Here is a 26,329-nt window from a genome sequence, read left to right on the forward strand (position 1 = left end):
GTAACCCGGCGGACATGCCAGCGGCGGTACCGGCTCCGGCCGGTGCCGCCGCAACCCCGTTCGGCCGCCGTGTACGGGACCGGACGGCCATCAGAAGCCGCCCCCGGACAGCCATCGGTTCCGTAGGCCCGGCGCCTCCCGCCCGGTGCGGGGCGGGGCAGACGTGGTCCTGCCCACGACCCGCCGTTTCCGTCAGGCGGCGCCGCGCTGCAGCGCCTCACACACCGCGGTGCTCTCCCGGACGCCCAGTTCCACCGCCTTGCCGCAGTGCGCGATCCAGGCGACCACGCCCTCCGGGGTTCCCGACACGTAGCCGTCGAGGGCCGCCAGGTAGGCATCGCGGCCCAGCTCGCAGTGCCCCACCTCGGCCGGGCAGATGGACTTGGGATCCAGACCGCTGTCCACCAGGACGATGCGCTCTGCGGTACGCGCCACCAACTGGTTGAAGGACGCGAACGGACGCAGGGCGAGCAACTCGCCGTGCACCACCGCCGCTGTGACCAGGGCCGGAGCCGAGGTGCCGGTGAGCAGCAGCCGCGCCAGTCCGTCCAGCCGCCCGGCGACCTCCGCGGCGTCCGGCAGTTCCAGGCCGATCAGCGGTTCCTCGACCGCCTCGCCGGCCAGCCGCGGCCGGCCCACCGTCTCGTCCGGCTGAACGCCGCCGGCCGCGACCAGATGGAGGCGGGCCAGCACCCGCAGGGGGGACTGCCGCCAGATGCTCAGCAGTTGGCCGGCCTCGGCGGTCAGGCGCAGCGCGGCTCCCACGGTCCGGGGCTCCCCCTCGGCACCGAAGTCGGTGCGGCGGCGCACCTCTTCGAGCGCCCAGTCGGCACCGGCCAGCGCGGCGGAGGCCCGGGCGCCGCGCAGCGCGGCCTCGGAGGTGATCTCGTTGCTGCGGCGTCGCATCACCCGGTGGCCGTACACGCGGTCCACCGCCGCGCGCACGGCTTCCACGGAATCGGCGACGCCGGGCAGGGCACCGAGAGCGGCGAGCGGATCAGCTGTCGGACTACTCATGGGTACGACCCTACGCACACCAACCGCCCGACCTCCGTTCGAGTGGTCTTCTTCACGCGCCCGACCGGCCCGTGGCGACGCGGCTACTCTTGTTGAACATGAAGATCGCTTTCGTGGGGAAGGGCGGCAGCGGCAAGACCACGCTGTCGTCCCTGTTCATCCGCCACCTCGCCGGCGAGGGTGCCCCTGTCGTCGCCGTGGACGCGGACATCAACCAGCACCTGGGAGCCGCGTTGGGGCTGGCCGAGGAGGAGGCCGCCGCACTGCCGGCGATGGGTGCGCACCTTCCGCTGATCAAGGACTATCTCCGGGGCACGAACCCGCGCATCGCCTCCGCCGAGACCATGATCAAGACAACGCCGCCCGGTGAGGGGTCCCGGCTGCTGACGATCGGCGGTGACAATCCGGTCTACGAGGCGTGCGCGCGCACCGTGCGGCTCGACGACGGCGAGATCCGGCTGATGGCGACCGGCCCGTTCACCGAGGACGACCTCGGTGTCTCCTGTTACCACTCCAAGGTGGGCGCGGTGGAACTGTGCCTGAACCACCTGGTGGACGGGCGCGACGAGTTCCTGGTGGTCGACATGACCGCGGGCAGCGACTCGTTCGCCTCCGGGATGTTCACCCGTTTCGACATGACATTCCTGGTCGCCGAGCCCACCCGGAAGGGCGTGGCCGTCTACCGCCAGTACAAGGAGTACGCCCGCGATTTCGGGGTGGCGCTGCGGGTGGTGGGCAACAAGGTCCAGGGGCCGGACGATCTGGAGTTCCTCCGTGCCGAGGTGGGTGACGACCTGCTGGTCACGGTCGGCCACTCGGACTGGGTGCGGGCGATGGAGAAGGGCAGGGCGCGCCCCTTCCGAGAGCTGGAGGAGCACAACCGGCAGGCACTGCGCACCCTGCGGGAGGCGGTGGACGCCACCTATGAGCAGCGGGACTGGCAGCGGTACACCCGCCAGATGGTGCACTTCCACCTGAAGAACGCGGCCAGCTGGGGCAACGAGCGGACGGGGGTCGACCTGGCGGCCCAGGTCGACCCCGCCTTCGTCCTCGACGAGCGCGCGGCTACTCCGCAGCCCGCCTGATCCGGTCCGACGCCGTCACCGGCCGCTCGGGCGTTCGCTCCGACGGCCGGGACGCCGGGCCGCTCCCGGCGAGGAACGCGGCCCAGCCCCCCTCGGGACGCTCCCCGACGTCCAGCTGCCGGAGCTTGGCCAGGACCGCCGGGTCCTGCGCGTCCAGCCAGTCGGTGAGCTGCTTGAACGACACACACCGCACCTCCGGCCGCGGGCAGACGGTCGCGATGGTGTCCTCGACGGCCTTCATGTAGGTCCCGCCGTTCCAGGACTCGAAGTGGTTGCCGATGAAGAGCGGCGCGCGGTTGCCGTGATAGGCGCGGTCCAAGGCCGCCAGCATCCCGTCGCGCATCTGCGCGCCCCAGGCGGCGTGCCGCGCCGGGTCACCACGGGTGGTGCCGGACTGGTTGGCGAGGAAGTTGTAGTCCATCGACAGCGTCTCGAAATCCCGGCCGGGGACGGGGATCTGCTGGAGGGGGAAGTCCCAGATGCCGCCGGTCTTCTCCGGCCACACCTGCCGACCGCCGGTGGAGCTGGAGTCGTAGCGGAACCCCATGGCCCGGGCGGCCGGGATCAGATTGCGCTGCCCTTCCAGGCAGGGGGCCCGTCCGCCGACGAGTTCGGTGCTGTAGTCGAAGGGCAGGGGCTTCTCGTCGGGCAGCCCGGCGTTGGTCTTCCAGCTCTTGACGAACGCCTCCGCCTGCCGGATCTCGCTCTTCCACTCCTCGGTCGTCCAGGTCCCGACGCCGCCGTCCGGACCGCAGAAGTGTCCGTTGAAGTGGGTACCTATCTCGTTGCCCTCCAGCCAGGCCGCACGGAGCTGCCGGACGGTGTCGCGCACCCCCCGCACGTCGTTGAAGCCGATGTCCGAGGCGCCCCTGGCGTGCCGGGGCGGCCGGTAGAGCTCGCGGCGGGAGTCGGGCAGCATGTACACGCCGCTCAGGAAGTACGTCATCGTCGCGCCGTGCTCGCGGCCGACCTTGCGGAAGTGGGAGAAGAGCCGCTGGCTGTCCTCGCCGGCGCCGTCCCAGGAGAAGACGACGAACTGCGGTGGTCGCTGTCCCGCTTCCAGTCTTCGGGCGGCCGGCTGCCCGGGCTGCATCCCGGTGTGGGCAGTGGAGCCGTCGCCGATCAGCCGCACCGTGGTGGGCACCTTGGGTGCCGCCAGGCCCTCGCCCCCGTGTTTCGAACCCTGCTCGTCCCCCTGCGTTCCGGAACAGCCGGCTCCCGTCACCAGGACCAGCGCGCCGGCTATCAGGGCTATCAGTTTCTTCCCGGCCACTGCGGCCACCTCATCCCTCGCTGTGAGTACCAGAGAACGTCACTCAAGCTCACATACCGGGACATATGGCGCATCTGACGATGAGCCAATTCATATGAGCATTCACTCGATGGACGGAAGATGCGCCGATGCGGATCGAAAAGACTTCCCAGGGCTCTTTACCTGAGATTACGATCCATTTGCCATCCCTTGAGAGTTACCGAACCATCACCCACCGTGACCAGCGGCCGGGACAGCCATGCCGTGCAGGGGCATGCGCGGCGAGCTCCCGGCCACGCAGCCCCGGAGGAGACGGGTATGTTGCAGCTCTTGAACCGGGCCGGAGGGCCCGCCTGGCGCCGGGACCTCCCCGCCTCTGTCGTCCTCTTTCTGATCTCCGTCCCGCTGTCCCTCGGGCTCGCGCTGGCCACCGGCGCCCCGCCCCAGGCGGGCCTGGTCGCGACGATCGTCGGCGGCATCGTCGCCGGCCTCCTGGGCGGTGTCCCCCTGCAGGTCAGCGGGGCGGCCACCGGGCTGGTGGTGGTCACCACCGACCTGGTGCAGCGTTACGGCTGGCGCGCCACCTGTGCCATCACCGTGCTCGCCGGCCTGACCCAGCTGGCCCTCGGCGCCCTGCGGGTGGCCCGTACCGCCCTCGCGGTCAGCCCCGCCATCGTCCACGGCATGCTGGCGGGCATCGGCGTGGTCATCGCGATCGGGCAGCTCCAGGTGCTGCTCGACCGGCGGCCCGACACCTCGGCACTGGGCAACCTCACCTCCCTGCCCGACGCGCTGCCGAACCTCCGGCCGGCCGCCCTGCTGATCGCCGCCGTCACCGTGGCGGTCCTCCTGCTGTGGCCACGGCTGCCGGGCAGGGCGGGCCGCGCGCTGCGCACCGTCCCGGCGCCGCTGGCCGCGGTCGCCGTGGCCACCGCGGCCAGCACCGGCATGTCCCTGCCCAGGGTCGACCTGCCGGCCTGGCGCCTCCAGGCGCTGCCCGGTCTGCCGGACGGCCCGGTCCTGGGGCTGATCGCCGCGGTGCTCACGGTGACGCTGGTCGCCAGCATGGAGTCCCTGCTCTCCGCCGTCGCCGTCGACCGGTTGCGTGCCACCCGGCCCGGCGCCGGCCCGGCTCCCGCCGCCCGCCTCGACCGGGAGCTGGCCGGCCAAGGGGCCGCCAACATCGTCTCGGGCCTGCTGGGCGGGATGGCGGTCGCCGGCGGAGCCATCCGGGGCTCGGCGAACGTCGGCGCCGGCGCCGTGAGCCGCCGGTCCACCGTTCTGCACGGGTGCTGGGTGCTGGTCGGAGCCGTGCTGCTGGTGGGCCCGCTGGAGCTCATGCCGCTGGCCTCACTCGCCGCCCTGGTCATGATGGTCGGGGCGAAGATGGTGAGTTTCGCGCACATCAAGCACGTCCAGCGGCACCGCGAGTTCCCGGTGTACGTGGCCACCTTGGGCGGGGTCATCCTGATCGGTGTCCTCCAGGGGGTCCTCGTCGGCATCGCCGTCGCCGGGATCGTGGCACTGCGCCGGCTCACCCACACCCGGATCACCGTGCTCGGCGATCCGGAGCACCACCTGGTGCGGGTGGACGGCCAGTTGACGTTCCTGGCCGTACCCCGGCTGACCCGCGCCCTCGCCCAGGTGCCGGCCGGCTGCCACGCGGTGGTCGAGCTGGGCGGGTCGTTCATGGACCACGCCGCCTACGACGCGCTGCAGGGCTGGGCCGCCGCACACCGGGCCCAGGGGGGACGGGTCACACTCAACGGCAGATCCGGGCATGCCATCGCCGAACCGGCGCGCAGCCACGCCTGCCACCCCTGGACCCCCTGGCGCAACCACCACTGCACCCGGCCGGCGGTGACCGCCTCGGAGGGCGCGGACCAGTTGCTCGGCGGGGTGAGCGCCTTCCAGCGCGACACCGCGCCGCTGGTCAGGGAGGAGCTGGCGCGGCTCGCCCGCGAAGGGCAGAGACCCACCCAGCTCTTCCTCACCTGTGCCGACTCGCGCCTGGTCACCAGCATGATCACATCAAGCGGTCCGGGTGACCTGTTCACCGTGCGGAACGTCGGCAACCTGATGCCGCCGCCGGGCAGCGATGTCTCGTGCGACTCGGTGGGCGCGGCCGTCGAGTACGCCGTGGAGATGCTGGAGGTGGACAGCATCACGGTCTGCGGGCACTCGGGATGCGGGGCGATGCAGGCCCTGCTCAGCTCCCCCTCCGGGCCGGGGGCCCCGACGCCACTCGCCCGGTGGTTGCGGCACGGCCGGCCGAGCCTCACCCGGATGGAGGCGGCCAGGATGACCGGACACCCGGAGGTCGTCCTCGCCGATCGCCCGGTGGCCGACGACACGGAACGGCTGGCCCTGGTCAATGTGATGCAGCAGCTCGACCATCTGATGGCCCATCCGTGCGTGGCCCGCCGGGTGGCGGCCGGGACGCTCACCCTGCGCGGCATGTACTTCCATGTGGGCGAGGCCCAGGCCTACGTACTGGACGCGGCGACCGGCACGTTCCGGGCGGTACGCCCGGAGGTGGCCCCGAGCCTGGACACCGTACGCCCCTGATGAGGCTGCGGCCGCGGCCCCTCACCCGGCTCCGGGCCCGCAGCCGGCGGCACCCCGGCCACCCCCGTGCTGCTCGGACCGCTGAGGCCGCTCGACCATTGAGGCCGCTCGGACGGCTCGGACGGTTCGGACCGCTCGGGACGGGAGCCGATGCCGGGAGCCGCCGTCCGGGAACAGCTCCCGTGCGGCGGGAACCGGGGCGAGGACCGGCTCCTGGAGCGGGTACCGGGGCCAGGCCGCGCGCGCCGCGCCCGCCCTCTCGGCACCGGGGCGCTTGTCAGGACGGCCACGCCCGGAGGGCCAGCTCGGCCGTTTCCCGGAGTGCCTCCCGGGACACCCCGCCGGCCGCCTGGACCGCCACCCCGTAGGCGACGGTGAAGACGTAGCGCGCCAAGGCCCCGGGGTCGGCGTCCGGCGGCAGGTCACCCTCCGCCAGGGCGGCCTCGAAGCGTTCGCGGACCTGCCGCTCGCCCTGCCGGCGCCATGCGACGAGCAGCTTGTGCGCCTCCTGACCGGGCTCGCCGGGGGCCAGGGCGCCCTGCACCCCGAGGCATCCGGCGGGCCGGTCCGGGAGGGTGGTGGCAAGGACCGCGCCCCTCAACACGTGCTCGGCGACGGCTCGGGCCGTCGGTTGCCGGACGGCCTCCAGGAGATATCCGGCCGGTCCTTCCCCGTAGCGATCGAGGACCTTGCGGAACAACTGCTCCTTGTTGCCATAGGCGGCGTACATGCTCGTCTTGGTGATGCCCATGGCCTCGGTCAGATCGGAGAGCGCGGCCCCCTCGTAACCCTGACGCCAGAAGACGTCGAGGGCCTTCTCCAGCGCCTGGTCGGCGTCGAAGGAGCGCGGACGGCCTCTCGCCATGGCTTCCCTCCGCAGATTTCCGCACCGTTCGGTCCGGATTCTACCGCCGCCTACCTCTTCTCACCCCGGTCCGGCACCACCCACCGCCCGCCGCCCCCAACCCCCGGGCGCCGGACTGGCCTTGACGCGGAGCGGCGCCGGATTATTGTGTACCGCGCGGTACTTAAATAGCGGCGGGCTCCGTCCCGCACGCCTTGTCCATGACCGAAGGGGTCACCTCTCCATGGCCGTTCCATCGGCACCACCTCCGTCTCCGTCGGCGCCACCTCGGGCCGCACGGCTCCGCAGGCTGCGCCTGCTGTTCCTGGCGCTGCTGGTCAGCACCACAGCCCTGGCCGGCACGGCGTCCGGCTCCCCGCGCGCCACCTCCGCGCCACCGTCCTCCGCACCACCGTGTGCCGCCCCGGAAGTTCCCAAGAGCCGGAACCACGACGCCGCGACCAAGCACGACACCGCCTTCAACCGCGACTTCCGGCACTGCTTCACCACCGTCAACGGAGTGCAGATGCACTACGTCATCGGGGGCACCGGTCCGCAGACGACGGTCCTGCTGCACGGCTGGCCGGAGAGCTGGTACGAGTACCGGCAGGTCATGCCGGAGCTGCTGCCCGGCCGCACGGTCATCGCGATCGACCTGCCCGGGATGGGTGACTCCACCGGGCGCCCCACCGCGTACACCAAGACGGCCCTCGCCGGTTACGTGCACGGCCTGCTCAACCGCATCGGCGCGCAGCGTGACGTACGGTTCGTCGCCCACGACTTCGGGGTCGGGGTCGCCTACGCGCTGGCCGCCCGGTACCGCGAACAGGCGGCCGGACTGTTCCTGATGGACTTCCCGCTGGTCGGCAAGAACCTCTCCTTCGCCACCGACGTCCGCCCCCTGTCCTGGCACTTCTCCTTCAACCTGCAGGACCCGCTGGCGGAACAGCTGGCCACCGGCCGCGTCGGGACCTTCCTGGACCACTTCTTCCGGCACAGCCAGATCTCCGAGACCCCGCAGCCGGACCCCAACCCGCCGAGTCCGATCGCACCGCGTGCGCTCGCCGAGTACACCCGGGTCTTCTCACGCCCCCAGGTGCTCCACTCGGGCTTCGAGCTCTACCGGACCTGGTCACAGGACGAACAGGAGAACAAGAGGCTCCAGCAGGATCCGCTCACCATCCCGGTCCGGCTGGTCACCCAAAACGGGCTCAGTGGGATGATGCTGCCCGCGGTCCGGGACGCCGCACCCGGGGCAACGGGCACCGAGGTGGACGGCGCCGGGCACTGGCTCCTGGAGGAGCGCCCGGACCGCGTGGTCGAGGAGATCAACTCCTTCTACCCGGCCCGCTGAAGCCGCCCCCTCGCCACCTCCGCATCATCCGTCCCCCGCGACCCCCATCCCGGCCGCCCTGCCGCCGCCCCACTCGTTCCGGTGCCGCGGCGGCAGGGCCCGGCCCGTTCCCCACCCTCGGCCCCGTTCCCACCACGTCCCGGCTCCGCCCGGGAACCGGGAGCGGGGCCCGGTCGCCGCCTCGGCCCCGTTCCCGCCGCGGCCCGGGCAGGCGCCGGGCCTCCCGCGGCAGCGGGCGGGTACCGCGTCCGCACCGCGCCCGCCATCCTCCTCGCCACGACACGGGCGGCAACCGCCACGGAACCGGGCGGGGGCTCATGGTCCACGGCCCGGGCCGGCCGGCCGAACCGGCCGCCCAAGCCGCCCTCCGCCTTCCGGCCCTCGGCCCCACGGCCCCGACCCCCACGGACGCCGGACCCCACGGACGCCGGACCGGGCGGCGCCGGAGCACCCGGCGCTGCGCCCCGAGGGTGATTTCCGGACCGCCGGCGGGACGCCACCGCACGGACCGGGCACGGCCAGTACCTGGGGGCACCTCCCCGAACCGGGCCGCGGCGCCGGACCACCGCGACCCGGCCCCGTCCCACCCCGCACCACACCGGGAGCACCCGCCCCGGAGAACCTCCGTAGCCCCCGTACCCGGAGCACCACGGTCCGGAGCCCGACCCGGGCCAGGACGGGGCGGCCGGGGCGGGCCCGTACACCGCCGGCCGGACCGGGGCGGGCACCCCCGGCCTGCCGAGGAGTGCCCCACCCCGGCCGTCCGGCGGCCCCACCGCCGGTACGCGGGCCCGGACCCCGGGGCCCGCACACGACCACCACACCGCCCGGGCCCGCCCACCGGGCGGGTACGACCATCACCCCACCCCCGGCCGCAGACCTACCGGACACGACCACCACACCACCCCGACCGAAGACCGGCCGGGCACGACCACCACACCACCCCCGGCCCGCGCACCCACCGGACACGACCGTCACCACCACCCGGGCACGGCCGCCACCGACGGCCGGCCACAACCGTCACCCCCGGTCAGGAGGACATCACCGAGATAGGTCTAAACCAATTTTTACCGAGAACTCTTGTCACGGCCCGCCGTGGGCTGATGAGGTATGACCCGGGACACCATCGCGCACCCTGGGAAAGGGAGATGTCGTGAGCAACGAGAGCCTGGCCAACCTCCTGAAGGAGGAGCGCCGCTTCGCACCGCCTGCCGATCTGGCCGCGCACGCCAACGTCACCGCGGAGGCGTACGAGCAGGCGAAGGCTGACCGGCTGGGCTTCTGGGCCACCCAGGCCCGCCGCCTCACCTGGGCCGAGGAGCCCACCGAGACACTCGACTGGTCCAACCCGCCGTTCGCCAAGTGGTTCGCCGACGGCAAGCTCAACGTCGCGTACAACTGCGTGGACCGGCACGTGGAGAACGGTCTCGGCGACCGGGTCGCCATCCACTTCGAGGGCGAGCCGGGCGACTCCCGGTCGATCACCTACGCGGAGCTCCAGCGCGAGGTGTCCCGGGCCGCCAACGCCTTGGTCGAGCTGGGCGTCCGGACGGGTGACCGGGTCGCCATCTACATGCCGATGATCCCGGAGACGGTCGTGGCGATGCTGGCGTGCGCCCGTCTCGGCGCCCCGCACTCGGTGGTGTTCGGCGGCTTCTCCGCCGACGCCCTCGCCACCCGTATCCAGGACGCGGACGCCCGGGTCGTGATCACCGCGGACGGCGGCTACCGCCGCGGCAAGCCCTCGGCGCTCAAGCCCGCCGTGGACGAGGCGCTCACCCGCCCCGGCACCGAGAACGTCCGCAGCGTGGTGGTGGTCCGCCGCACCGGCCAGCCCCTGGAGGAGGCGGGCGGCACCTGGACCGAGGGCCGCGACCTGTGGTGGCACGAGCTGGTGGACCGCCAGTCGGACCAGCACACCCCGCAGGCGTTCGACGCCGAGCACCCGCTGTTCATCCTGTACACCTCCGGTACCACCGGGAAGCCGAAGGGCATCCTGCACACCACCGGCGGCTACCTCACCCAGACGTCGTACACCCACCACGCGGTCTTCGACCTCAAGCCGGAGTCGGACGTCTACTGGTGCACCGCCGACGTCGGCTGGGTCACCGGCCACTCGTACATCGTCTACGGCCCGCTCAGCAACGGCGCGACCGAGGTGCTGTACGAGGGCACCCCGGACACCCCGCACCAGGGCCGCTGGTGGGAGATCGTCCAGAAGTACGGCGTCACCATCCTCTACACCGCGCCCACCGCGATCCGCGCGTGCATGAAGTGGGGCGACGACATCCCGGCCAAGTTCGACCTCAGCTCGCTGCGGGTGCTCGGCTCGGTCGGCGAGCCGATCAACCCCGAGGCGTGGGTCTGGTACCGCAAGCACATCGGCGGGGACACCGCGCCGGTGGTGGACACCTGGTGGCAGACCGAGACCGGCGCGATCATGATCAGCCCGCTGCCGGGCGTCACCGAGACCAAGCCCGGTTCGGCGCAGGTCCCGCTTCCGGGCATCGCGGCCACCGTGGTCGACGACGACGCCAACGAGGTGCCCGACGGCTCCGGCGGTTACCTGGTGCTCACCGAGCCGTGGCCGTCGATGCTCCGCACCATCTGGGGTGACGACCAGCGCTACCTGGACACCTACTGGTCGCGCTTCAGCGGCCGCTACTTCGCCGGCGACGGGGCGAAGAAGGACGAGGACGGCGACATCTGGCTGCTGGGCCGGGTGGACGACGTGATGCTGGTCTCCGGCCACAACATCTCCACCACCGAGGTGGAGTCGGCGCTGGTGTCGCACCCCAAGGTCGCCGAGGCGGCGGTGGTCGGTGCGACCGACCCGCAGACCACCCAGGCCATCTGTGCGTTCGTCATCCTGCGCGGCGGCGCGGCGGAGGACGAGGGCCTGGTGGAGGAGCTGCGGGCGCACGTCGGCAAGCAGCTGGGACCGATCGCCAAGCCCAAGCGCATCCTCCCGGTCGCCGAGCTGCCCAAGACCCGCTCCGGCAAGATCATGCGGCGGCTGCTGCGGGACGTGGCGGAGAACCGGACCCTGGGGGATGTCACGACCCTGACCGACTCGTCCGTGATGGCGCTGATCCAGAGCAAGCTCCCCAGCGCCTCCAGCGACGACTGACCAGGGCGAAGTCGCAGGTCAGCACGGTTGTGGCGGAGAAGGGCGTCCGGTGGCCACCGGGCGCCCTTCGGTCGTCCGGGTTAGAGTGATGATCTGAAGCGCAGGGAATCACGACAGGTACCAGGGCGCGCCGGGAAGTCTGGTCGGCACGAAGACAGGCGCATCCGTCCACCCCAGGAGGTTCCCTCCCGTGGCCCCGCCCTTCCGCTCCACGTTCCTCGGCCGCCAGTCACTGCCCGAACGGCGCTTCGTCACCGACGCCCTGCGCACCGAGACGGTCGGCGGCATCCTGCTGCTGGCCGCAGCGGTCGCCGCGCTGCTGTTCGCCAACACCCCGCTGCGCGACGTCTACGACGACCTCAGGACCTTCTCCTTCGGCCCGGAGGCACTGCACCTGCACCTCTCGGTGGCCTCCTGGGCGAAGGACGGGTTGCTGGCGATCTTCTTCTTCGTCGCCGGCATCGAACTCAAACGCGAACTGGTCGCGGGTGAGCTGCGCGATCCCAAGGCCGCCGCGCTGCCGGTGGTCGCCGCGCTCTGCGGCATGGTCGCCCCGGCGCTGGTGTACGTGGCCGTCAACGCGGCCGGGGGCGGTTCCCTGGACGGCTGGGCGGTGCCCACCGCGACCGACATCGCCTTCGCGCTCGCCGTCCTCGCCGTGATCGGCACCGGGCTCCCCGCGGCGCTGCGCGCCTTCCTGCTCACCCTCGCCGTCGTGGACGACCTGTTCGCCGTCCTGATCATCGTGATCTTCTTCACCGACGAGATCGCGTTCCTCCCCCTGGTCCTGTCCTTCGTGGGCCTGGCCGTCTTCTGGCTCCTCCACCACGAGGGCGTCCGCGGCTGGTACCTCTACGTCCCGCTCGCGGTCGTCATCTGGGCGCTGATGCACGCCGGCGGGGTCCACCCCACGGTGGCCGGTGTGGCCATGGGGCTGATCCTCCGCTGCACCACCCGCGACGGCGAGGAGCACTCCCCCGCCGAGCACATCGAACACCTGGTGCGCCCACTCGCCGCCGGTGTGGCGGTCCCGCTGTTCGCCTTCTTCGCCGCCGGGGTCTCGGTCTCCGGCGACGCGGTCTCCGGCGTCTTCACCCGTCCGGAGACCCTGGGTGTGGTGCTCGGCCTGGTGGTGGGAAAGACGCTGGGGGTGTTCGGCGGGTCCTGGCTGGCCGCCCGGTTCACCCGGGCCGAACTCAACGAGGACCTGGAGTGGGCGGACGTCCTCGCGGTCGCCTCGCTCGCCGGGATCGGGTTCACCGTCTCGCTGCTCATCGACGAACTCGCGTTCACCGAGGACCCGGTGCTGTCCGACCGGGTGAAGGCGGCGGTGCTGATCGGCTCGTTGCTGGCCGCGGTGTGGGCGAGCATCCTGCTCAAGTGGCGCAACGCCCGGTACCGGAAGCTGTGTGCCGAGGAGGACCTGGACGAGGACCTGGACGGCATCCCGGACATCTACGAGCGGGACAACCCGGAGTACCACCTGCGGATGGCGGCAATCCTGGAAGCGCGGGCCGCGGAACACCGACGCCTCGCCGAAGTGGCCGCGGCCAAGGACACCGGTGACCATGGTCCGGCATGATCTGAGAGGCTTTAGACCCACGCGTCAAGTAGAGGAGATGGCGATGAGCGCAGCCGAAGACGGCGGGAACCGCAGCCTCGGCCAGCTGGTGGCCTCGGCGACCACCGAGCTGTCCGCGCTGGTGCACGACGAGATCGCGCTGGCCAAGGCGGAGATCCGGCAGGATGCGAAGCGGGCCGCGTTCGGCAGCGGTGCGATCATGGGCGCCGCGGTCTTCTTCCTTTTCTCCCTTCCGGTGCTCAGCTTCGCGCTGGCCTACGGCTTCCGCGCGTGGACCGACCTCGGTCTGGTCTGGTGCTTCCTCATCGTCGGCGGGATCTACTGGCTGTTCGGCATCGTGCTGGCCGCCTTCGCCATCGCCAAGTTCAAGAAGGTCAAGCCGCCGCAGAAGTCCATCGACTCGGCCAAGCAGACCGCGGCCGTGCTGTCGAACGTCAAGCCGCACCCGCGTGCCACCGTCGACGGCCCCGTGGTGGCCGTCGACGTGACGCGCTCGTCCGTATGACGGTCCCCGACACCGCCGGCGCGCTGGTCCGGCTGGACGGCCCGTGGACCCATCGGGACGTCGCGGCCAACGGCGCGCGGTTCCACATCGCCGAACTCGGCGACGGGCCGCTGGTCCTGCTGCTCCACGGCTTTCCCCAGTTCTGGTGGACCTGGCGGCACCAGCTGACCGCACTCGCCGATGCCGGCTACCGGGCGGTGGCGATGGACCTGCGCGGTGTGGGCGGCAGCGACCGCACCCCGCGCGGCTACGACCCGGCCAACCTCGCGCTCGACATCACCGGGGTGATCCGCTCGCTCGGCGAGCCGGACGCCGCGCTGGTCGGGCACGACCTCGGTGGCTATCTGGCGTGGACCGCGGCCGTCATGCGGCCCAAGCTGGTCCGCCGGCTGGCGGTCGCCTCCTCCCCGCACCCCCGGCGCTGGCGGGCCGCGATGGTCGCCGACCCACGGCAGTCCGCCGCCGGCAGCCACATCTGGGGCTTCCAGCGCCCGTGGATCCCCGAGCGCCGGCTGGTCGCCGACGACGCGGCCCTGGTGGGCCGCCTGATCCGCGACTGGTCCGGTCCCGTCCCTCTGGAGGACGAGGTGCTCGACGTCTACCGGCGGGCCATGTCCATCCCGTCCACCGCGCACTGCTCCATCGAGCCGTACCGCTGGATGGTGCGGTCGCTGGCCCGCCCGGACGGTTTCCAGTTCAACCGGCGGATGAAACTCCCGGTCCGGGTGCCGACGCTGCATCTGCACGGGGCGCTCGACCCGGTGGTACGCACCCGCAGCGCGGCCGGCTCGGGGCAGTACGTGGAGGCTCCGTACCGCTGGCGGCTCTTCGAGGGCCTGGGCCACTTCCCGCACGAGGAGGACCCGGTCGGCTTCTCCACCGAGCTGATCAACTGGCTGCGGGACCCGGAACCCGACCGCTGACCGCGGGCGACCCCCCGGGCCGCCGTACCCGGTGCGGCGCCCGGCCCGCGCGCGGCCCTCGGCCCGCCGAACCCGGAACCCTTCCCGGGCGGCGCCCGGCCCGCCGCCGTACCCGGATCCCGCGCGCGGGACACCGGCCGTGCCCGGACCGCCCGCCCGGTGCCCGAGGGCGCCGGCGCCGTACGGCCGCGGTCCGCGGTACCCGGGCCGTCGTCCCCGCCGGGCGGCGCCGGCCGTGCCGCACCGGCCCGTCAGGCGGCCACCGCAGTGTGCGCGGCCACCCGCTGTGTGCGGCCCGGTCGCGCCGTGACAGTCCCCCGCGTACGCCGGTCCGGGCGCCGGCGTACGCGGGCTCGGCGGTCCGGCGGAGACCGCGGCGGCCACCGGTGGCACCCGCGCCGGGCACCCCCGTCCGCCCCCGGGTCCGCCGTCCTCCGCACCCCGGCCGCCCGACCCGGGCCGGACCGCCCCGATCGTCCTACCAGCGGGTCATTGCCGTACGCATAGGCCGATTGCCGCAACGGAAGGCGATTACCGGCGCCGGGGCCCGGGCACAGTGCCAGGTATGGGCTGGACGCACGACTTCCGTGACGCACCACGCGAACGCAGCTCCGAGACCACCGCCAACGCCGCGCGTGGCTCCCTGGTGGGAGCACCGCCCGGGCGCGTCGGCGAGGTGGCTCCCAGCGTGTCCGAGCGGCGCGGTCCCGGACATCCACCACGTTCCGATCACGACCCGCAGATCGGCATTCCGCGCATCCTCCGCCGCCGCGCCCGCTGGATGTCGGCCCGGCTGCGTCACCCGCGCAGCCGCTGACCCCACGCCGCCGCCCGCCTGTCCCGCCACCGTGCGCCGTCGCGCCGGTGCGCCCGGCCGTACGCGACGTGCGCCTGCGCCCTCGGCGCGCCCGGTGGTACTCGCCGTACCCCTTGCGCCCCGGCGTGCACCGGCTCACTCCTGCGCCCGGGATGCGGACGCCGGTGGGGGTAGCGACACGCCGTGCCCGCCGGCCCTTTCGGTCCCGGCGCGGCCGCCGCTGGAGCCGGCTGGTCGTCACCGGCAGTCGTCTCCGGCAACCCTCGGCGGCGGTCGGCGGCCGACGGCGGTCGTCACCCTGCGCTCCCGCGTGCGCCGGGCGGGCGTCCGGGGCACGCGTCGCACGACGGTGGTGATCCCGCGCGCCACGCGCCGGGTGGGTGCCGGCTTCCCGGTGACGGATGCCCGGGGCCGGGACACACGCCCCACGACGGTGGTGATCCCGCGCGGCACGCGCCGGGTGCCGGCCTCCCGGTGACGGGTGCCCGGGGCCGGGGCGCGGGGTAACGCGGCGCGGCGCAGCCGGGCCGGGGCCCAGGAAGCCCTCCGAGTGGCCGGGCCGCCTCCACGGTCGCCCCCTCGGGATGCGGCCCACGTGGCATGCGACCCCCGGCACCGGACCACCCCCGGAGGGACCACCGGCGGGCAGGCCACCGGCAGGCAGGCCGCCGGCAGGCCCGGCGGTGTCACGGCTCCGCGCGGCGACCAGCGGCGTAACGGCTCCCTGCGGCGAGCAGCCGTGTCACGGCACCACGCCGGCACAGCCGTGTCACGGCATCGCGCGGCGCACAGCCGTGCCCGGCACGAACCCGGCACGGCGGCGCCGGCCGTGGGCTCACATCGCGCAGCCGCCGCTGTCCACCGGCCGGGTGGCGGTGCGGCCCTGCTCGACGTCGCGGCGCACCTCGTCCGCGGTGAGGGCGTAGCCGGTGTTCCGGTCGTCCAGGGACTTGGCGAAGACCACGCCGTAGACCCGCCCCTCCGGGGTGAGCAGCGGGCCGCCGGAGTTGCCCTGGCGGACCGTCGTGTAAAGCGAGTACACGTCGCGGTCCACCTTGCCCCGGTGGTAGATGTCCCAGCCCTTGGCCTCGATCCGGTCGCGGACCCGGGCGGCGCGCACGTCGAACGCGCCGTTCTCCGGGAATCCGGCGACGATGGCGTCGTTGCCGCTGCGCGCGTCCCCCTCGGTGAAGCGCAGGATCGGGGCGCGCAGCCCGGGGACCTTCAGCACCGCGATGTCGCGCTTCCAGTCGTAGAGCACGATCGTGGCGTCGTAGCGCTTGCCCTCGCCGCCGATCTGCACGGTGGGCTCGTCGACCCCGCCGACCACGTGGGCGTTGGTCATCACCCGCTGCGGCGCGAAGACGAAGCCGCTGCCTTCGAGGACCTTCCCGCACCCGGAGGCGGTGCCCACGACCTTGACGATGCTCCGCTGGGCCTCCTTCGTCACCGGGCTGGCGGCCAGCTCCGGGTCGGGGGCCGGCACATCGGTTATGGGCTCGTCCGCGAACGGGGAGAAGACCTGCGGGAAGCCGTTCTGCGCGAGGGTGGCGGAGAAGTCGTTGGCCCAGGTGTTCGCCCCGTCGGGCAGGGCCCGGGTGACGCCCTGGAGCACCTTGGAGCCGCGGACCTCCTTGCTCAGCGTGGGCAGCGTCGTCTCCGCCAGGGCCGAGCCGATCAGCCCGGCCACCACGAGCATGGCCAGCACGTTGACGAGCGCGCCGCCCGTGGCGTCCAGCGCCTGGGCCGGGGACCAGGTGATGTGACGGCGGAGCTTGTTGCCCAGGTGGGTGGTGGCGGCCTGGCCGACCGAGGCGCAGACGATCACCAGGACGATGGCGATGAGCGCGGCGACCGTACTCGGCCGGCCCCCGTCGGTGGCGGCGTCCCAGATGACCGGCAGCACATAGACCGCCGCCAGCCCGCCGCCGATGAAGCCGATCACCGACAGGATGCCGACGACGAACCCCTGCCGGTACCCGACGAAGGCGAACCAGGCGGCGGCGAGCAGCAGCAGAATGTCCAGCACGTTCACCGAAACTTGCCTCGCAATGATCGCCGGGCGGAACACAGCACGGGATTCAACCTCTCATGCGTGCCAGTCGAGCGGCACCCGTCTCGCCCGGTCCCAGGGCCGCTCCCAGCCCGCGAAGTACAGCAGCCGGTCGATCACCCCGGCGGTGAAACCCCACACCAGCGCATCGGCCACCAGGAACGCGGGGCCCTGGTGGCCGCTGGGATGGAACGCCGTCGCCCGGTTCGCCGGGTCCGTGAGGTCGGCCACCGGCACGGTGAAGACCCGGGCCGTCTCCGCCGGGTCCACCGGCGTCACCGGGCTCGGCACCCGCCACCAGCCGAGGACCGGCGTCACCACGAACCGGCTGACCGGGATGTAGAGCCGGGGCAGCACGCCGAAGACCTGCACCCCGGAGGGGTCGAGGCCGGTCTCCTCCTCCGCCTCCCGCAGCGCGGCCCGCAGCGGCCCCTCGCCCTCCGGGTCGCCGTCCTCCGGGTCCAGCGCCCCGCCGGGGAAGGACGGCTGGCCGGCGTGCGAGCGCAGCGACCCGGCCCGCTCCATGAGCAGCAGCTCCGGCCCGCGCGGGCCCTCCCCGAACAGCACCAGCACCGCGGACGGCCGGCCGCCCCGCTCCGGCGGCAGGAACCGGCTCAGCTGCCGGGGTTCGACCGTCTCCGCGACCCGCGCGACCGGGAGCAGCCACTCGGGCAGCCCCTGCGCGCTCACCGCCACGCCGCCACCGAAGGTGCTGGTCACCCGGCCGCCCCCAGCGGGGCGGCCGGCTTGCCCGGGTAGTCGGCGGGCGGTCGCAGCCGCTGGCCCGGCTGCCCGCCCATCTCGTACTTCAGCAGCTTCTTCGCCTTCTCCGGGTCGGTCTCGCCCTCCCCGTACGAGGGGCACAGCGGGGCGATCGGGCAGGCGCCGCAGGCCGGCTTGCGGGCGTGGCAGATGCGGCGGCCGTGGAAGATGATGCGGTGCGAGAGCATCGTCCACTCGCTCTTGGGGAACAGCCCGCACACCTCCGCCTCCACCTTCTCGGGGTCCTCCTGCTCGGTCCACCGCCAGCGCCGCACCAGCCGGCCGAAGTGGGTGTCCACGGTCACGCCCGGCACTCCGAAGGCGTTGCCGAGCACCACGTTGGCGGTCTTGCGGCCCACCCCGGGGAGCGTGACCAGGTCCTCCAGCCGGCCCGGGACCTCGCCGCCGAACCGGTCGCGGATCGCCGCCGAGAGGCCCAGCAGCGACTTGGCCTTCGCACGGAAGAAGCCGGTCGGCCGGATCAGCTGCTCCAGCGCCTCCGGATCGGCCGCCGCCATGTCCTCCGGGGTCGGGTACGCGGCGAAGAGGGCGGGTGTCGTCTGGTTGACCCGCAGATCGGTGGTCTGCGCCGAGAGCACCGTGGCGACCAGCAGCTGGAAGGGGCTGTCGAAGTCCAGCTCCGGGTGGGCGTACGGATAGACCTCGGCGAGCTCGCGGTTGATCCGGCGGGCGCGGCGGACCAGGGCGAGCCGGGACTCCGGCGCGGCGGTGGACCGGCCCGCCCCGGCCGGGCCGCCCGCACGCGCACCTCTGCTCGATTTGCCCGATTCAGCCGCCTTGCCAGCGGCGCCTCGCGGCTGTTCGCCCACAGCGGAATCACGCGGTGCGGTCACTCGTCCGGCCCCCTTGCCCTGTGCTCTCACCGGCCTATTGGACACCCGGCCAGCCTAAGGCCAGGCGCCGACATCCGCCCCGGTCGCACGAAATCGCCCGCCCGATCGGACCCCTGCCGTACGGTGCGGAGGAGGGGTGCGTCAAACTTGTGATTGATCGCACTGTTTTACCGTCCGGCATCATGGACCAAGGTCCCCTGTGTATGTCGCAAGGAGAGTCTCGTGGACGACGTTCTGCGGCGCGCCCCGCTTTTCGCGGCGCTCGATGACGAGCAGGCCGCTGAGCTGCGCGCCTCCATGGGAGAGGTCACCCTCGCACGCGGTGACGCGCTCTTCCACGAAGGGGACCCCGGCGACCGCCTGTACGTGGTCACCGAGGGCAAGGTGAAGCTCCACCGCACCTCGCCCGACGGGCGGGAGAACATGCTCGCCGTGCTGGGCCCCGGCGAGCTGATCGGTGAGCTGTCCCTCTTCGACCCGGGCCCGCGCACCGCCACCGCGACCGCGCTCACCGAGGTGAAGCTGCTCGGTCTGGGCCACGGTGACCTCCAGCCGTGGCTGAACGCCCGCCCCGAGGTCGCCTCCGCACTGCTGCGCGCGGTGGCCCGGCGGCTGCGCAAGACCAACGACCAGATGTCCGACCTGGTCTTCTCGGACGTGCCCGGCCGGGTCGCCCGCGCCCTGCTGGACCTCTCGCGCCGCTTCGGCGTGCAGTCCGAGGAGGGCATCCACGTGGTGCACGACCTCACCCAGGAGGAGCTGGCCCAGCTCGTCGGCGCCTCCCGCGAGACGGTCAACAAGGCGCTCGCCGACTTCGCCGGCCGCGGCTGGCTCCGGCTGGAGGCGCGCGCCGTGATCCTGCTGGACGTCGAGCGGCTGGCCAAGCGCTCCCGCTGACCCGCGGGGCCCCGGTACACCGGCCGGGCCCCCGCCGGACGTGGCCCACACGTCCGGCGGGGGCCCGGTGTCGTGTTGCCGTGTACGGTGCCCTCGGCCCGGTGCCGTGCACGGCGCCACTGCCCACCCGGGGGGGGCGGCCGGTACGCCCCCGGGCCGGCCGCCGTCCCCCGGGTCCGGCCGCCCGGCCCCGCCCGGCTCTCAGATCAGCCCGTGCTCCCGCAGGTAGTCCAGCTGCGCCCGGACCGACAGCTCGGCGGCCGGCCACAGGGAGCGGTCCACGTCCGCGTAGACGTGCGCGACCACCTCCGACGGCTCGCGGAACCCGTTCTCCACCGCCGTCTCCACCTGGGCCAGCCGGTGCGCCCGGTGGGCCAGGTAGAACTCGACCGCGCCCCGGGCGTCGTTGAGCACCGGCCCGTGCCCCGGCAGCACCGTGTCCACCCCGTCGTCCACCGTCAGCGACCGCAGCCGCCGCAGCGAGTCGAGGTAGTCCCCGAGCCGCCCGTCGGGGTGCGCCACCACGGTGGTGCCGCGGCCCAGCACCGTGTCGCCGGTGAGGATCGCGGCGTCGGCCGGGAGGTGGAAGGAGAGCGAGTCGGCGGTGTGCCCCGGGGTGGGGACGACGCGCAGCTCCAGCCCACCGGTGGTGACCACGTCGCCGGCCGCCAGTCCCTCGTCGCCCAGTCGCAGCGCCGGGTCCAGGGCCCGCACCCGGGTCCGGGTCAGCTCGGCGAAACGGGCCGCGCCCTCCGCGTGGTCCGGGTGGCCGTGGGTCAGCAGGGTCAGCGCCACCCGCTTCCCGGCCCGTTCGGCGGTCTCCACGACCGTCCGCAGATGGCCCTCGTCCAGCGGGCCCGGGTCGATCACCACGGCCAGGTCGGAGTCCGGTTCGGCGACGATCCAGGTGTTGGTGCCGTCCAGCGTCATCGCCGAGGGGTTGGGCGCCAGGACACACACCGCGCGCGCGGTGGCGGGTCCCCCGATGGGGCCGCCGCGCGGCTGGCCCGGCAGTGCGGCCGCGTCCGTCATGTGGTCCCTCCGCCCTCGGCGGGCCGCGCGGCGTCCCGCGGCCCGGCGTCCGGTCCGCCCGGGCCCGGGTGTCCCCCGGGGCCGGCGGCACGGCCCGTCGCGTCCCGGTCACCCTCCCCGCCGCCGGTGACGGGCTCGCGGCCCCCGGTGACGCGCCGGGTGAACTCCTCGTGCCCCGGCCAGGACAGCACCAGTTCCTCCCCGACCAGCCGGGCCCGGGCCAGCACCGGGGTCAGGTCCCGCCCGGCGGCCGCGGCCAGCGCCTCGGCGACCGTGCGGTGCCCGCTCAGGTCGCGCAGGGTGGCGATGGTCGGCGGCATCATCAGCAGTTCGCCGCGGTCGTAGCCGGCGGCCGCCTCGCGCGGCGCGATCCACACCGTCCGGTCCGCCTCGGTGGAGGCGTTGCGGGTGCGCTGGCCGGCCGGGAGCGCGGCGACGAAGAACCAGGTGTCGTAGCGGCGCGGTTCGAACTCCGGGGTGATCCAGCGCGCCCAGCCGCCCAGCAGGTCGGAGCGGAGCACCAGCCCCCGGCGGAGCAGGAAGTCGGCGAACGGCAGCTCCCGGGCGACCAGCGCCGCACGATCGGCCTCCCAGTCCGGCCCCGTCGTGTCGGCGACCACGGTGTCCGGCGTGGGGCCGGCGAGCAGCACCCCGGCCTCCTCGAAGGTCTCCCGTACCGCCGCGCAGATCACCGCCTGGGCCGCGGTGGTGTCCCCGTCCAGGCCCAGCCGGCGCGCCCAGACCTCGCGGGACGGCCCGGCCCAGGCCACCTCGCCCTCGTCCCGCGGGTCGACGGACCCGCCCGGATACGCGTACGCGCCTCCGGCGAAGGCCATGGAGGCGCGTCTGCGCAGCATGTAGACATCGGGGCCGGCGGCGCCGTCCCGCAGCAGCAGCACGGTGGCCGCGGCGCGCGGGGTCACCGGCGTCAGCTCGCCGGCGGCGAGCGCCCGGATGCGTTCCGGCCACTCGGGCGGGTACCACTGACCGTTGGTGCCCCGGGTGGCGGCCGGGGTGGAGGGCGAGGACGACATGGCCGGATGCTATGCCGTTACGCGCGGATGTTCGAGGGGGTCCGGCCGGGCGCGGCGCCCTCCGGCGCCGTCCCGCACCGCGGTGTCGCCCCGCCCTGCCGGGGCCGTCCGGCACACTCCGGTGCCCCGGGCCGGCGGCCGTCCGCCATGGGACGCCCGGCTCACGGTCCGCGACACCCCGCCCGAGGCACCCGGCCCGGCCCCGGCGTCAGGCCCTCGGCCCGCAGCGCCCCGCCACGCCATCAGGCCCACGGCCCGGTGTCCGGCCCGTGGGGCGGTCACGCCCCGCCCGGCGCACCGGCTCGTCGCTAGTCCGCGACCTCGACCTGGATCTCGACCTCGACCGGTGCGTCCAGCGGCAGCACCGCGACGCCGACCGCGCTGCGCGCGTGGATCCCCTTGTCGCCGAGCACCTCGCCCAGCAGCTCGCTCGTCCCGTTGACCACGCCGGGCTGCCCGGTGAAGTCCGGGGCCGAGGCGACGAAGCCCACGACCTTCACGACCCGGACGATCCGGTCCAGGTCGCCGATGACCGACTTCACCGCCGCCAGGGCGTTCAGGGCGCAGATCCGGGCCAGTTCCTTGGCCTCGTCCGCGGTCACCTCGGCGCCGACCTTGCCGGTCAGGCCCAGCTTGCCCTCCACCAGCGGAAGCTGGCCGGCGGTGTACACGTACGACCCGCTGCGGACGGCCGGCACGTAGGAGGCCAGCGGCGCCGCCACCGCGGGCAGGCTCAGGCCCAGCTCGGCCAGCTTCGCCTCGACCGCGCTCATGCGGACTTCTCCCGCTTGAGGTAGGCCACCAGCTGCTCGGGGTTGTTCGGGCCCGGCACCACCTGGACGAGCTCCCAGCCGTCCTCGCCCCAGGTGTCCAGAATCTGCTTGGTCGCGTGCACCAGCAGGGGCACCGTCGCGTATTCCCACTTGGTCATGGTGCTGACTGTAATGCCTCTCTCCCGGGGGCTGGTGCGTACTCCGTCCGGGGAGTGGTTAGGCTCCGCAATGTGAGCAGGCTCCATGTCGTCAGTGGCAAGGGCGGAACCGGCAAGACCACGGTCGCCGCCGCACTAGCGCTGGCCCTCGCGGGCGAGGGAAAGCGCACCCTGCTGGTCGAGGTCGAAGGCCGCCAGGGCATCGCTCAGCTCTTCGAGACGGAGGCACTGCCGTACGAGGAGCGGAAGATCGCGGTGGCACCGGGGGGCGGTGAGGTGTACGCCCTCGCCATCGACCCCGAGTACGCGCTGCTCGACTACCTCCACATGTTCTACAAGCTGGGTTCGGCCGGCCGGGCCCTGAAGAAGATCGGCGCGATCGACTTCGCGACGACCATCGCGCCCGGCCTGCGGGACGTACTGCTGACCGGCAAGGCGTGCGAGGCGGTGCGCCGCAAGCACCGCGCCGGGGACTTCGTCTACGACTACGTGGTCATGGACGCGCCGCCCACCGGCCGCATCACCCGGTTCCTCAACGTCAACGACGAGATGGCCGGGCTCGCCCGGACCGGCCCGATACACCATCAGGCCCAGGCGGTCATGCGGGTGCTGAAGTCCCCGGAGACGGCCGTCCACATGGTCACCCTGCTGGAGGAGATGCCGGTCCAGGAGACCGCCGACGGCATCGCCGAGCTGCGCGCCGCCGGGCTGCCGGCCGGCGCGGTGGTGATCAACATGGTGCGCCCCGCGATCCTCGGCCCGGAGGCCGTCCACGCGGCGGCGAACGGGCGGCGCGGGGCCGTGGTGAAGGCGCTCTCGCAGGCCGGACTGGGCGGCGCCCGGCGCGGCGGGCAGGCGGAGCGGCTGATCGAGCCGCTGCTGGAGCAGGCCGTGGAGCACGCCGAACGGGTCGCCCTGGAACGCGCCCAGCGCGCCGAGCTGAGCCGGCTGGAGCTGCCCACGCACGAGCTGGAGCTGCTCCCCGAGGGGATCGACCTCGCCGGGCTCTACCGGCTCGCGGCCGATCTGCGGAAGCAGTGGTCGCTCTGAGCGCCGCCGGGGACGGCGGCCGCCCCGGCCCGGCACCCGCCGGGCCGGCGGCCCGGGAGACCGGCGCCCGGTACGGCCACGGGCCCGGGCGCGGCAGCAGCGGAACGCGCGGGCGGGGCCGCGCGCAGGGAGCGGGAGAAGCGGGAGAAGGTGGGGCGGCATGAGCATGGACGCGGCACCCCGGCTGGAGGCCGACGCACTGCTGGACGATCCGCGGACCCGCATCGTGGTGTGCTGCGGGTCCGGCGGCGTCGGCAAGACGACCACCGCGGCGGCGCTGGGGGTCCGGGCCGCCGAGCGCGGCCGTAAGGTCGTGGTCCTCACCATCGACCCGGCGCGGCGCCTGGCCCAGTCGATGGGCATCGGCTCGCTGGACAACACCCCGCGGGCGGTGCCCGGCATCGACGCCTCCGCGGGCGGCGAACTGCACGCCATGATGCTGGACATGAAGCGCACCTTCGACGAGATCGTCGAGGCGCACGCCGACCCCGAGCGCGCCCGCGCCATCCTGGCCAACCCGTTCTACCAGTCGCTCTCGGCCGGTTTCGCGGGCACCCAGGAGTACATGGCGATGGAGAAGCTGGGGCAGCTCAGGGCCCGCGACGAGTGGGACCTGATCATCGTGGACACCCCGCCGAGCCGCTCCGCGCTGGACTTCCTGGACGCGCCGAAACGTCTCGGCTCCTTCCTCGACGGCAAGCTGATCCGCATCCTCACCGCGCCGGCGAAGGTCGGCGGGCGGGCCGGGCTGAAGATGCTCAACGTCGGGATGTCCGTGGTCAACGGCACGCTCAACAAGCTGCTGGGCGGACAGCTGCTGCGCGACGTGCAGACCTTCGCGGCGGCCATGGACACCATGTTCGGCGGTTTCCGCACCCGTGCCGACGCCACCTACCGGCTGCTCCAGGCGCCGGGGACGGCCTTCCTGGTGGTGGCCGCCCCGGAGCGGGACGCGCTGCGCGAGGCGGCCTACTTCGTCGAGCGGCTGGCGGCCGACCGGATGCCGCTGGCCGGGCTGGTGCTCAACCGGGTGCACGGCAGCGGCGCCGCCCAGCTGTCCGCCGAACGGGCGCTGGCGGCCGCCGAGATGCTCACCGAGCCGGCGGCCGAGGACTGGGCGGAGTACGCGGACGAGGCGGCGGACGACGACCCGCCGGCCGGGGAGCCGGACCCGGCGGACGCCGCCGCCCCGGCCCCCGACGACGCCGGCGGGGCGGCCGGCGACGGCGCCGGTGACGCGGCGGAAAATCTTGCCGCGGCGCGCATGGCGGATCACGAATCCGGGAATGTTGAAGAACGAAGCTCTTCGGCCACGGCGTGGTACGACGGCCCGGAAGCCCCCGGCGACGACTCCCCCACGTCGCCGGAGCAGCTGGCCGCGGGGCTGCTGCGGCTGCACGCCGAGCGGATGCAGGTACTGGCACGCGAACAGCGCACCCGGGACCGCTTCGCCGCGCTCCACCCGAAGGTGCCGGTCGCCGAGGTGGCTGCGCTCCCGGGCGATGTGCACGACCTGGCGGGACTGCGCGAGATCGGTGAGCGGCTGGCGCTCCAGCCCGCCGCGCCCACCACGGCCGGCTGACACCGCCGCGGGCGGGCCCGCCCGCGGCGCGGCTCACGCACCGGCGCACGCCGTCCCCGGCACACCGGTCACACGTCCCCGCGCCCGGGGACCGCCCGCACCTGCGCCGTCCGCCGGACCACCGGCGTGCGCCACCCGCCCGCCCGCGCGTACGCCCGTACACAGCGGCCGGTACCCGGCTGCCGCGCCCGGACGCCGTACCCGTGTGCCGTGCGCGGCGCGGAACGCCGCCCTCCGGAGGTGTACGGGTACGCCGGACGGCCCTGCCACCCGGCGCGTCGGCACCGGACCGCGCCCCGGGCCATGACATCCACGAGGACCCACGCCGTACCACCGCGCCCGGCGACGGCCGGGGCGGCCGCGCGACCGGGGCCCGCCGCCGGCGGGACACCACCGGTGCCACCACAGCCGGCACCCGTGCGCTGACGGGGCGTCAACCGCCGTACCGGACGGGTCCGTTCAGCCGGCGGCGGCGTAGCTGCCGTACTCCTCGTCGTCCTCGACGCTCAGCAGACCCGCGCCACGCTCGTACTCCAGGCGCGCGGTCTCCAGGAGCCTGCGCCAGGAGGTGACCGTCGGGCGGCGGCGCAGCAACGCCCTCCGCTCGCGCTCGGTCATGCCACCCCAGACCCCGAACTCCACCCGGTTGTCCAGGGCGTCGGCGAGGCACTCGGTGCGCACCGGGCACCCCGTGCAGACCGCCTTGGCTCTGTTCTGTGCTGCGCCCTGGACGAACAGTTCGTCCGGATCGGTCGTGCGACAGGCTGCCTGCGCACTCCAGTCGGTAACCCAGCCCATGCTGGTGCCGTCCTCTCCCGAATTGAGGCTCCCCCACGGCGACAAACGGCATATGCACCGTCGCCAGTTGAGGACGTTACGGAAGGTGGCCGGGGCGCAACACCCCCTGCGGGCCCAATCTTGAATGGCCCGAACGGACTATGCGTACGCGGCAGATCACCCAACGGAGTGACCTGAGGGCATAGCAGACCTGTCGGACGTTTCGGGGCAGACTAGTCGCCCCATATCTCTCAATCTCTGACATTCCCCACCAAAGTGG

The 26,329-nt window shown here is 73.6% G+C and carries 22 protein-coding genes; 11 read left to right on the forward strand and 11 right to left on the reverse strand.

Annotation, left to right across the window (positions count from 1 at the left end; genetic code table 11):
* Positions 1 to 192: 192 nt before the first annotated feature.
* Positions 193 to 1,017, reverse strand: coding sequence for a Fic family protein (locus IHE55_RS13615; protein WP_197989273.1), 825 nt, complete (start codon positions 1,015 to 1,017; stop codon positions 193 to 195).
* 98 nt (positions 1,018 to 1,115) lie between these two features.
* Between IHE55_RS13615 and IHE55_RS13620 the strand changes: the two genes are divergently transcribed.
* Positions 1,116 to 2,102 carry an ATP-binding protein gene (locus IHE55_RS13620; protein ID WP_197989274.1) on the forward strand — a complete coding sequence of 329 codons (987 nt, stop codon included), beginning with the start codon at positions 1,116 to 1,118 and terminating at the stop codon, positions 2,100 to 2,102.
* On the opposite strand, the gene IHE55_RS13625 is transcribed toward IHE55_RS13620, so the two are convergent.
* The gene (locus tag IHE55_RS13625; RefSeq protein WP_197989275.1) at positions 2,083 to 3,375 is read right to left on the reverse strand and encodes a polysaccharide deacetylase family protein; all 1,293 of its coding nucleotides are present in this window, start codon (positions 3,373 to 3,375) and stop codon (positions 2,083 to 2,085) included. The genes IHE55_RS13620 and IHE55_RS13625 overlap by 20 nt on opposite strands.
* 297 nt (positions 3,376 to 3,672) lie before the next feature.
* Here IHE55_RS13625 and IHE55_RS13630 point away from each other — a divergent pair, with 297 nt between their 5' ends.
* On the forward strand, positions 3,673 to 5,922 hold the full coding sequence (locus IHE55_RS13630; protein WP_197989276.1) for a bifunctional SulP family inorganic anion transporter/carbonic anhydrase: 2,250 nt from the start codon (positions 3,673 to 3,675) through the stop codon (positions 5,920 to 5,922).
* 277 nt (positions 5,923 to 6,199) lie between these two features.
* Here the strand turns inward: IHE55_RS13630 and IHE55_RS13635 are convergent, their stop codons facing one another.
* Complete coding sequence (locus tag IHE55_RS13635; RefSeq protein ID WP_197989277.1) at positions 6,200 to 6,787, reverse strand: TetR/AcrR family transcriptional regulator; 588 nt, start codon at positions 6,785 to 6,787, stop codon at positions 6,200 to 6,202.
* Between the two features lie 223 nt (positions 6,788 to 7,010).
* Between IHE55_RS13635 and IHE55_RS13640 the strand changes: the two genes are divergently transcribed.
* The 6 genes from IHE55_RS13640 (at position 7,011) to IHE55_RS13665 (ending at position 15,077) form a co-directional block, all read left to right on the forward strand.
* On the forward strand, positions 7,011 to 8,120 hold the full coding sequence (locus IHE55_RS13640) for an alpha/beta fold hydrolase (protein WP_197989278.1): 1,110 nt from the start codon (positions 7,011 to 7,013) through the stop codon (positions 8,118 to 8,120).
* 1,153 nt (positions 8,121 to 9,273) lie between these two features.
* Positions 9,274 to 11,250 (forward strand): acetate--CoA ligase, encoded by a 1,977-nt coding sequence (gene acs, locus IHE55_RS13645; RefSeq protein ID WP_197989279.1) that lies wholly within the window; start codon positions 9,274 to 9,276, stop codon positions 11,248 to 11,250.
* 190 nt (positions 11,251 to 11,440) lie between these two features.
* Positions 11,441 to 12,832 carry a Na+/H+ antiporter NhaA gene (gene nhaA / locus IHE55_RS13650; protein ID WP_197989280.1) on the forward strand — a complete coding sequence of 464 codons (1,392 nt, stop codon included), beginning with the start codon at positions 11,441 to 11,443 and terminating at the stop codon, positions 12,830 to 12,832.
* Positions 12,833 to 12,875: 43 nt separating this feature from the next.
* Positions 12,876 to 13,337, forward strand: a complete 462-nt coding sequence (locus tag IHE55_RS13655; RefSeq protein WP_197989281.1) for a phage holin family protein — start codon at positions 12,876 to 12,878, stop codon at positions 13,335 to 13,337.
* Positions 13,334 to 14,260 (forward strand): alpha/beta fold hydrolase, encoded by a 927-nt coding sequence (locus IHE55_RS13660; protein ID WP_197989282.1) that lies wholly within the window; start codon positions 13,334 to 13,336, stop codon positions 14,258 to 14,260. The genes IHE55_RS13655 and IHE55_RS13660 overlap by 4 nt, the downstream gene beginning before the upstream one ends.
* 565 nt (positions 14,261 to 14,825) lie before the next feature.
* A complete protein-coding gene (locus IHE55_RS13665; RefSeq protein WP_197989283.1) occupies positions 14,826 to 15,077 on the forward strand; it encodes a hypothetical protein in 252 nt (83 codons plus the stop codon).
* An 835-nt stretch (positions 15,078 to 15,912) separates the two neighbouring features.
* Here IHE55_RS13665 and IHE55_RS13670 read toward each other — a convergent pair.
* Genes IHE55_RS13670 through nth form a run of 3 tightly spaced genes read right to left on the reverse strand, consistent with a single transcriptional unit; the run spans position 15,913 to position 18,722 of the window.
* Positions 15,913 to 17,112 carry a MarP family serine protease gene (locus tag IHE55_RS13670; RefSeq protein WP_197989284.1) on the reverse strand — a complete coding sequence of 400 codons (1,200 nt, stop codon included), beginning with the start codon at positions 17,110 to 17,112 and terminating at the stop codon, positions 15,913 to 15,915.
* A gap of 54 nt (positions 17,113 to 17,166) precedes the next feature.
* Entirely contained in the window at positions 17,167 to 17,850 is a 684-nt protein-coding gene (locus IHE55_RS13675; protein WP_197989285.1) for an NUDIX hydrolase, read from the reverse strand.
* Positions 17,847 to 18,722, reverse strand: coding sequence for an endonuclease III (gene nth / locus IHE55_RS13680; RefSeq protein ID WP_372442669.1), 876 nt, complete (start codon positions 18,720 to 18,722; stop codon positions 17,847 to 17,849). The genes IHE55_RS13675 and nth overlap by 4 nt, the downstream gene beginning before the upstream one ends.
* Before the next feature lie 246 nt (positions 18,723 to 18,968).
* On the opposite strand from nth, the gene IHE55_RS13685 reads away from it, so the two are divergent.
* The gene (locus IHE55_RS13685; protein WP_014061749.1) at positions 18,969 to 19,643 is read left to right on the forward strand and encodes a Crp/Fnr family transcriptional regulator; all 675 of its coding nucleotides are present in this window, start codon (positions 18,969 to 18,971) and stop codon (positions 19,641 to 19,643) included.
* 201 nt (positions 19,644 to 19,844) lie between these two features.
* On the opposite strand, the gene IHE55_RS13690 is transcribed toward IHE55_RS13685, so the two are convergent.
* From IHE55_RS13690 to sp36, 4 genes are all read right to left on the reverse strand, one after another.
* Positions 19,845 to 20,675 (reverse strand): MBL fold metallo-hydrolase, encoded by an 831-nt coding sequence (locus tag IHE55_RS13690; RefSeq protein ID WP_197989287.1) that lies wholly within the window; start codon positions 20,673 to 20,675, stop codon positions 19,845 to 19,847.
* Positions 20,672 to 21,709 carry an NUDIX hydrolase gene (locus IHE55_RS13695; protein ID WP_232265554.1) on the reverse strand — a complete coding sequence of 346 codons (1,038 nt, stop codon included), beginning with the start codon at positions 21,707 to 21,709 and terminating at the stop codon, positions 20,672 to 20,674. Before IHE55_RS13695 ends, IHE55_RS13690 begins: the two co-directional genes overlap by 4 nt.
* A gap of 308 nt (positions 21,710 to 22,017) precedes the next feature.
* Positions 22,018 to 22,482: a RidA family protein gene (locus IHE55_RS13700; RefSeq protein ID WP_197989288.1), complete on the reverse strand. Its 465-nt coding sequence runs from the start codon at positions 22,480 to 22,482 to the stop codon at positions 22,018 to 22,020.
* A complete protein-coding gene (gene sp36 / locus IHE55_RS13705) occupies positions 22,479 to 22,640 on the reverse strand; it encodes a Sp36 family protein (RefSeq protein ID WP_075033571.1) in 162 nt (53 codons plus the stop codon). The genes IHE55_RS13700 and sp36 overlap by 4 nt, the downstream gene beginning before the upstream one ends.
* A 72-nt stretch (positions 22,641 to 22,712) precedes the next feature.
* Here sp36 and bagA point away from each other — a divergent pair, with 72 nt between their 5' ends.
* Together bagA and bagB are read left to right on the forward strand one after the other, a co-directional pair.
* Positions 22,713 to 23,690 (forward strand): ATPase BagA, encoded by a 978-nt coding sequence (bagA, locus tag IHE55_RS13710; protein ID WP_197989289.1) that lies wholly within the window; start codon positions 22,713 to 22,715, stop codon positions 23,688 to 23,690.
* A 160-nt stretch (positions 23,691 to 23,850) separates the two neighbouring features.
* Positions 23,851 to 25,272 carry an ATPase BagB gene (gene bagB / locus IHE55_RS13715; RefSeq protein ID WP_197989290.1) on the forward strand — a complete coding sequence of 474 codons (1,422 nt, stop codon included), beginning with the start codon at positions 23,851 to 23,853 and terminating at the stop codon, positions 25,270 to 25,272.
* 459 nt (positions 25,273 to 25,731) lie between these two features.
* Here the strand turns inward: bagB and IHE55_RS13720 are convergent, their stop codons facing one another.
* Entirely contained in the window at positions 25,732 to 26,070 is a 339-nt protein-coding gene (locus IHE55_RS13720) for a WhiB family transcriptional regulator (protein ID WP_197989291.1), read from the reverse strand.
* Between the last annotated feature and the right edge of the window lie 259 nt (positions 26,071 to 26,329).

The sequence above is a fragment of the Streptomyces pactum genome, from assembly GCF_016031615.1.
GTDB lineage: Bacteria > Actinomycetota > Actinomycetes > Streptomycetales > Streptomycetaceae > Streptomyces > Streptomyces pactus.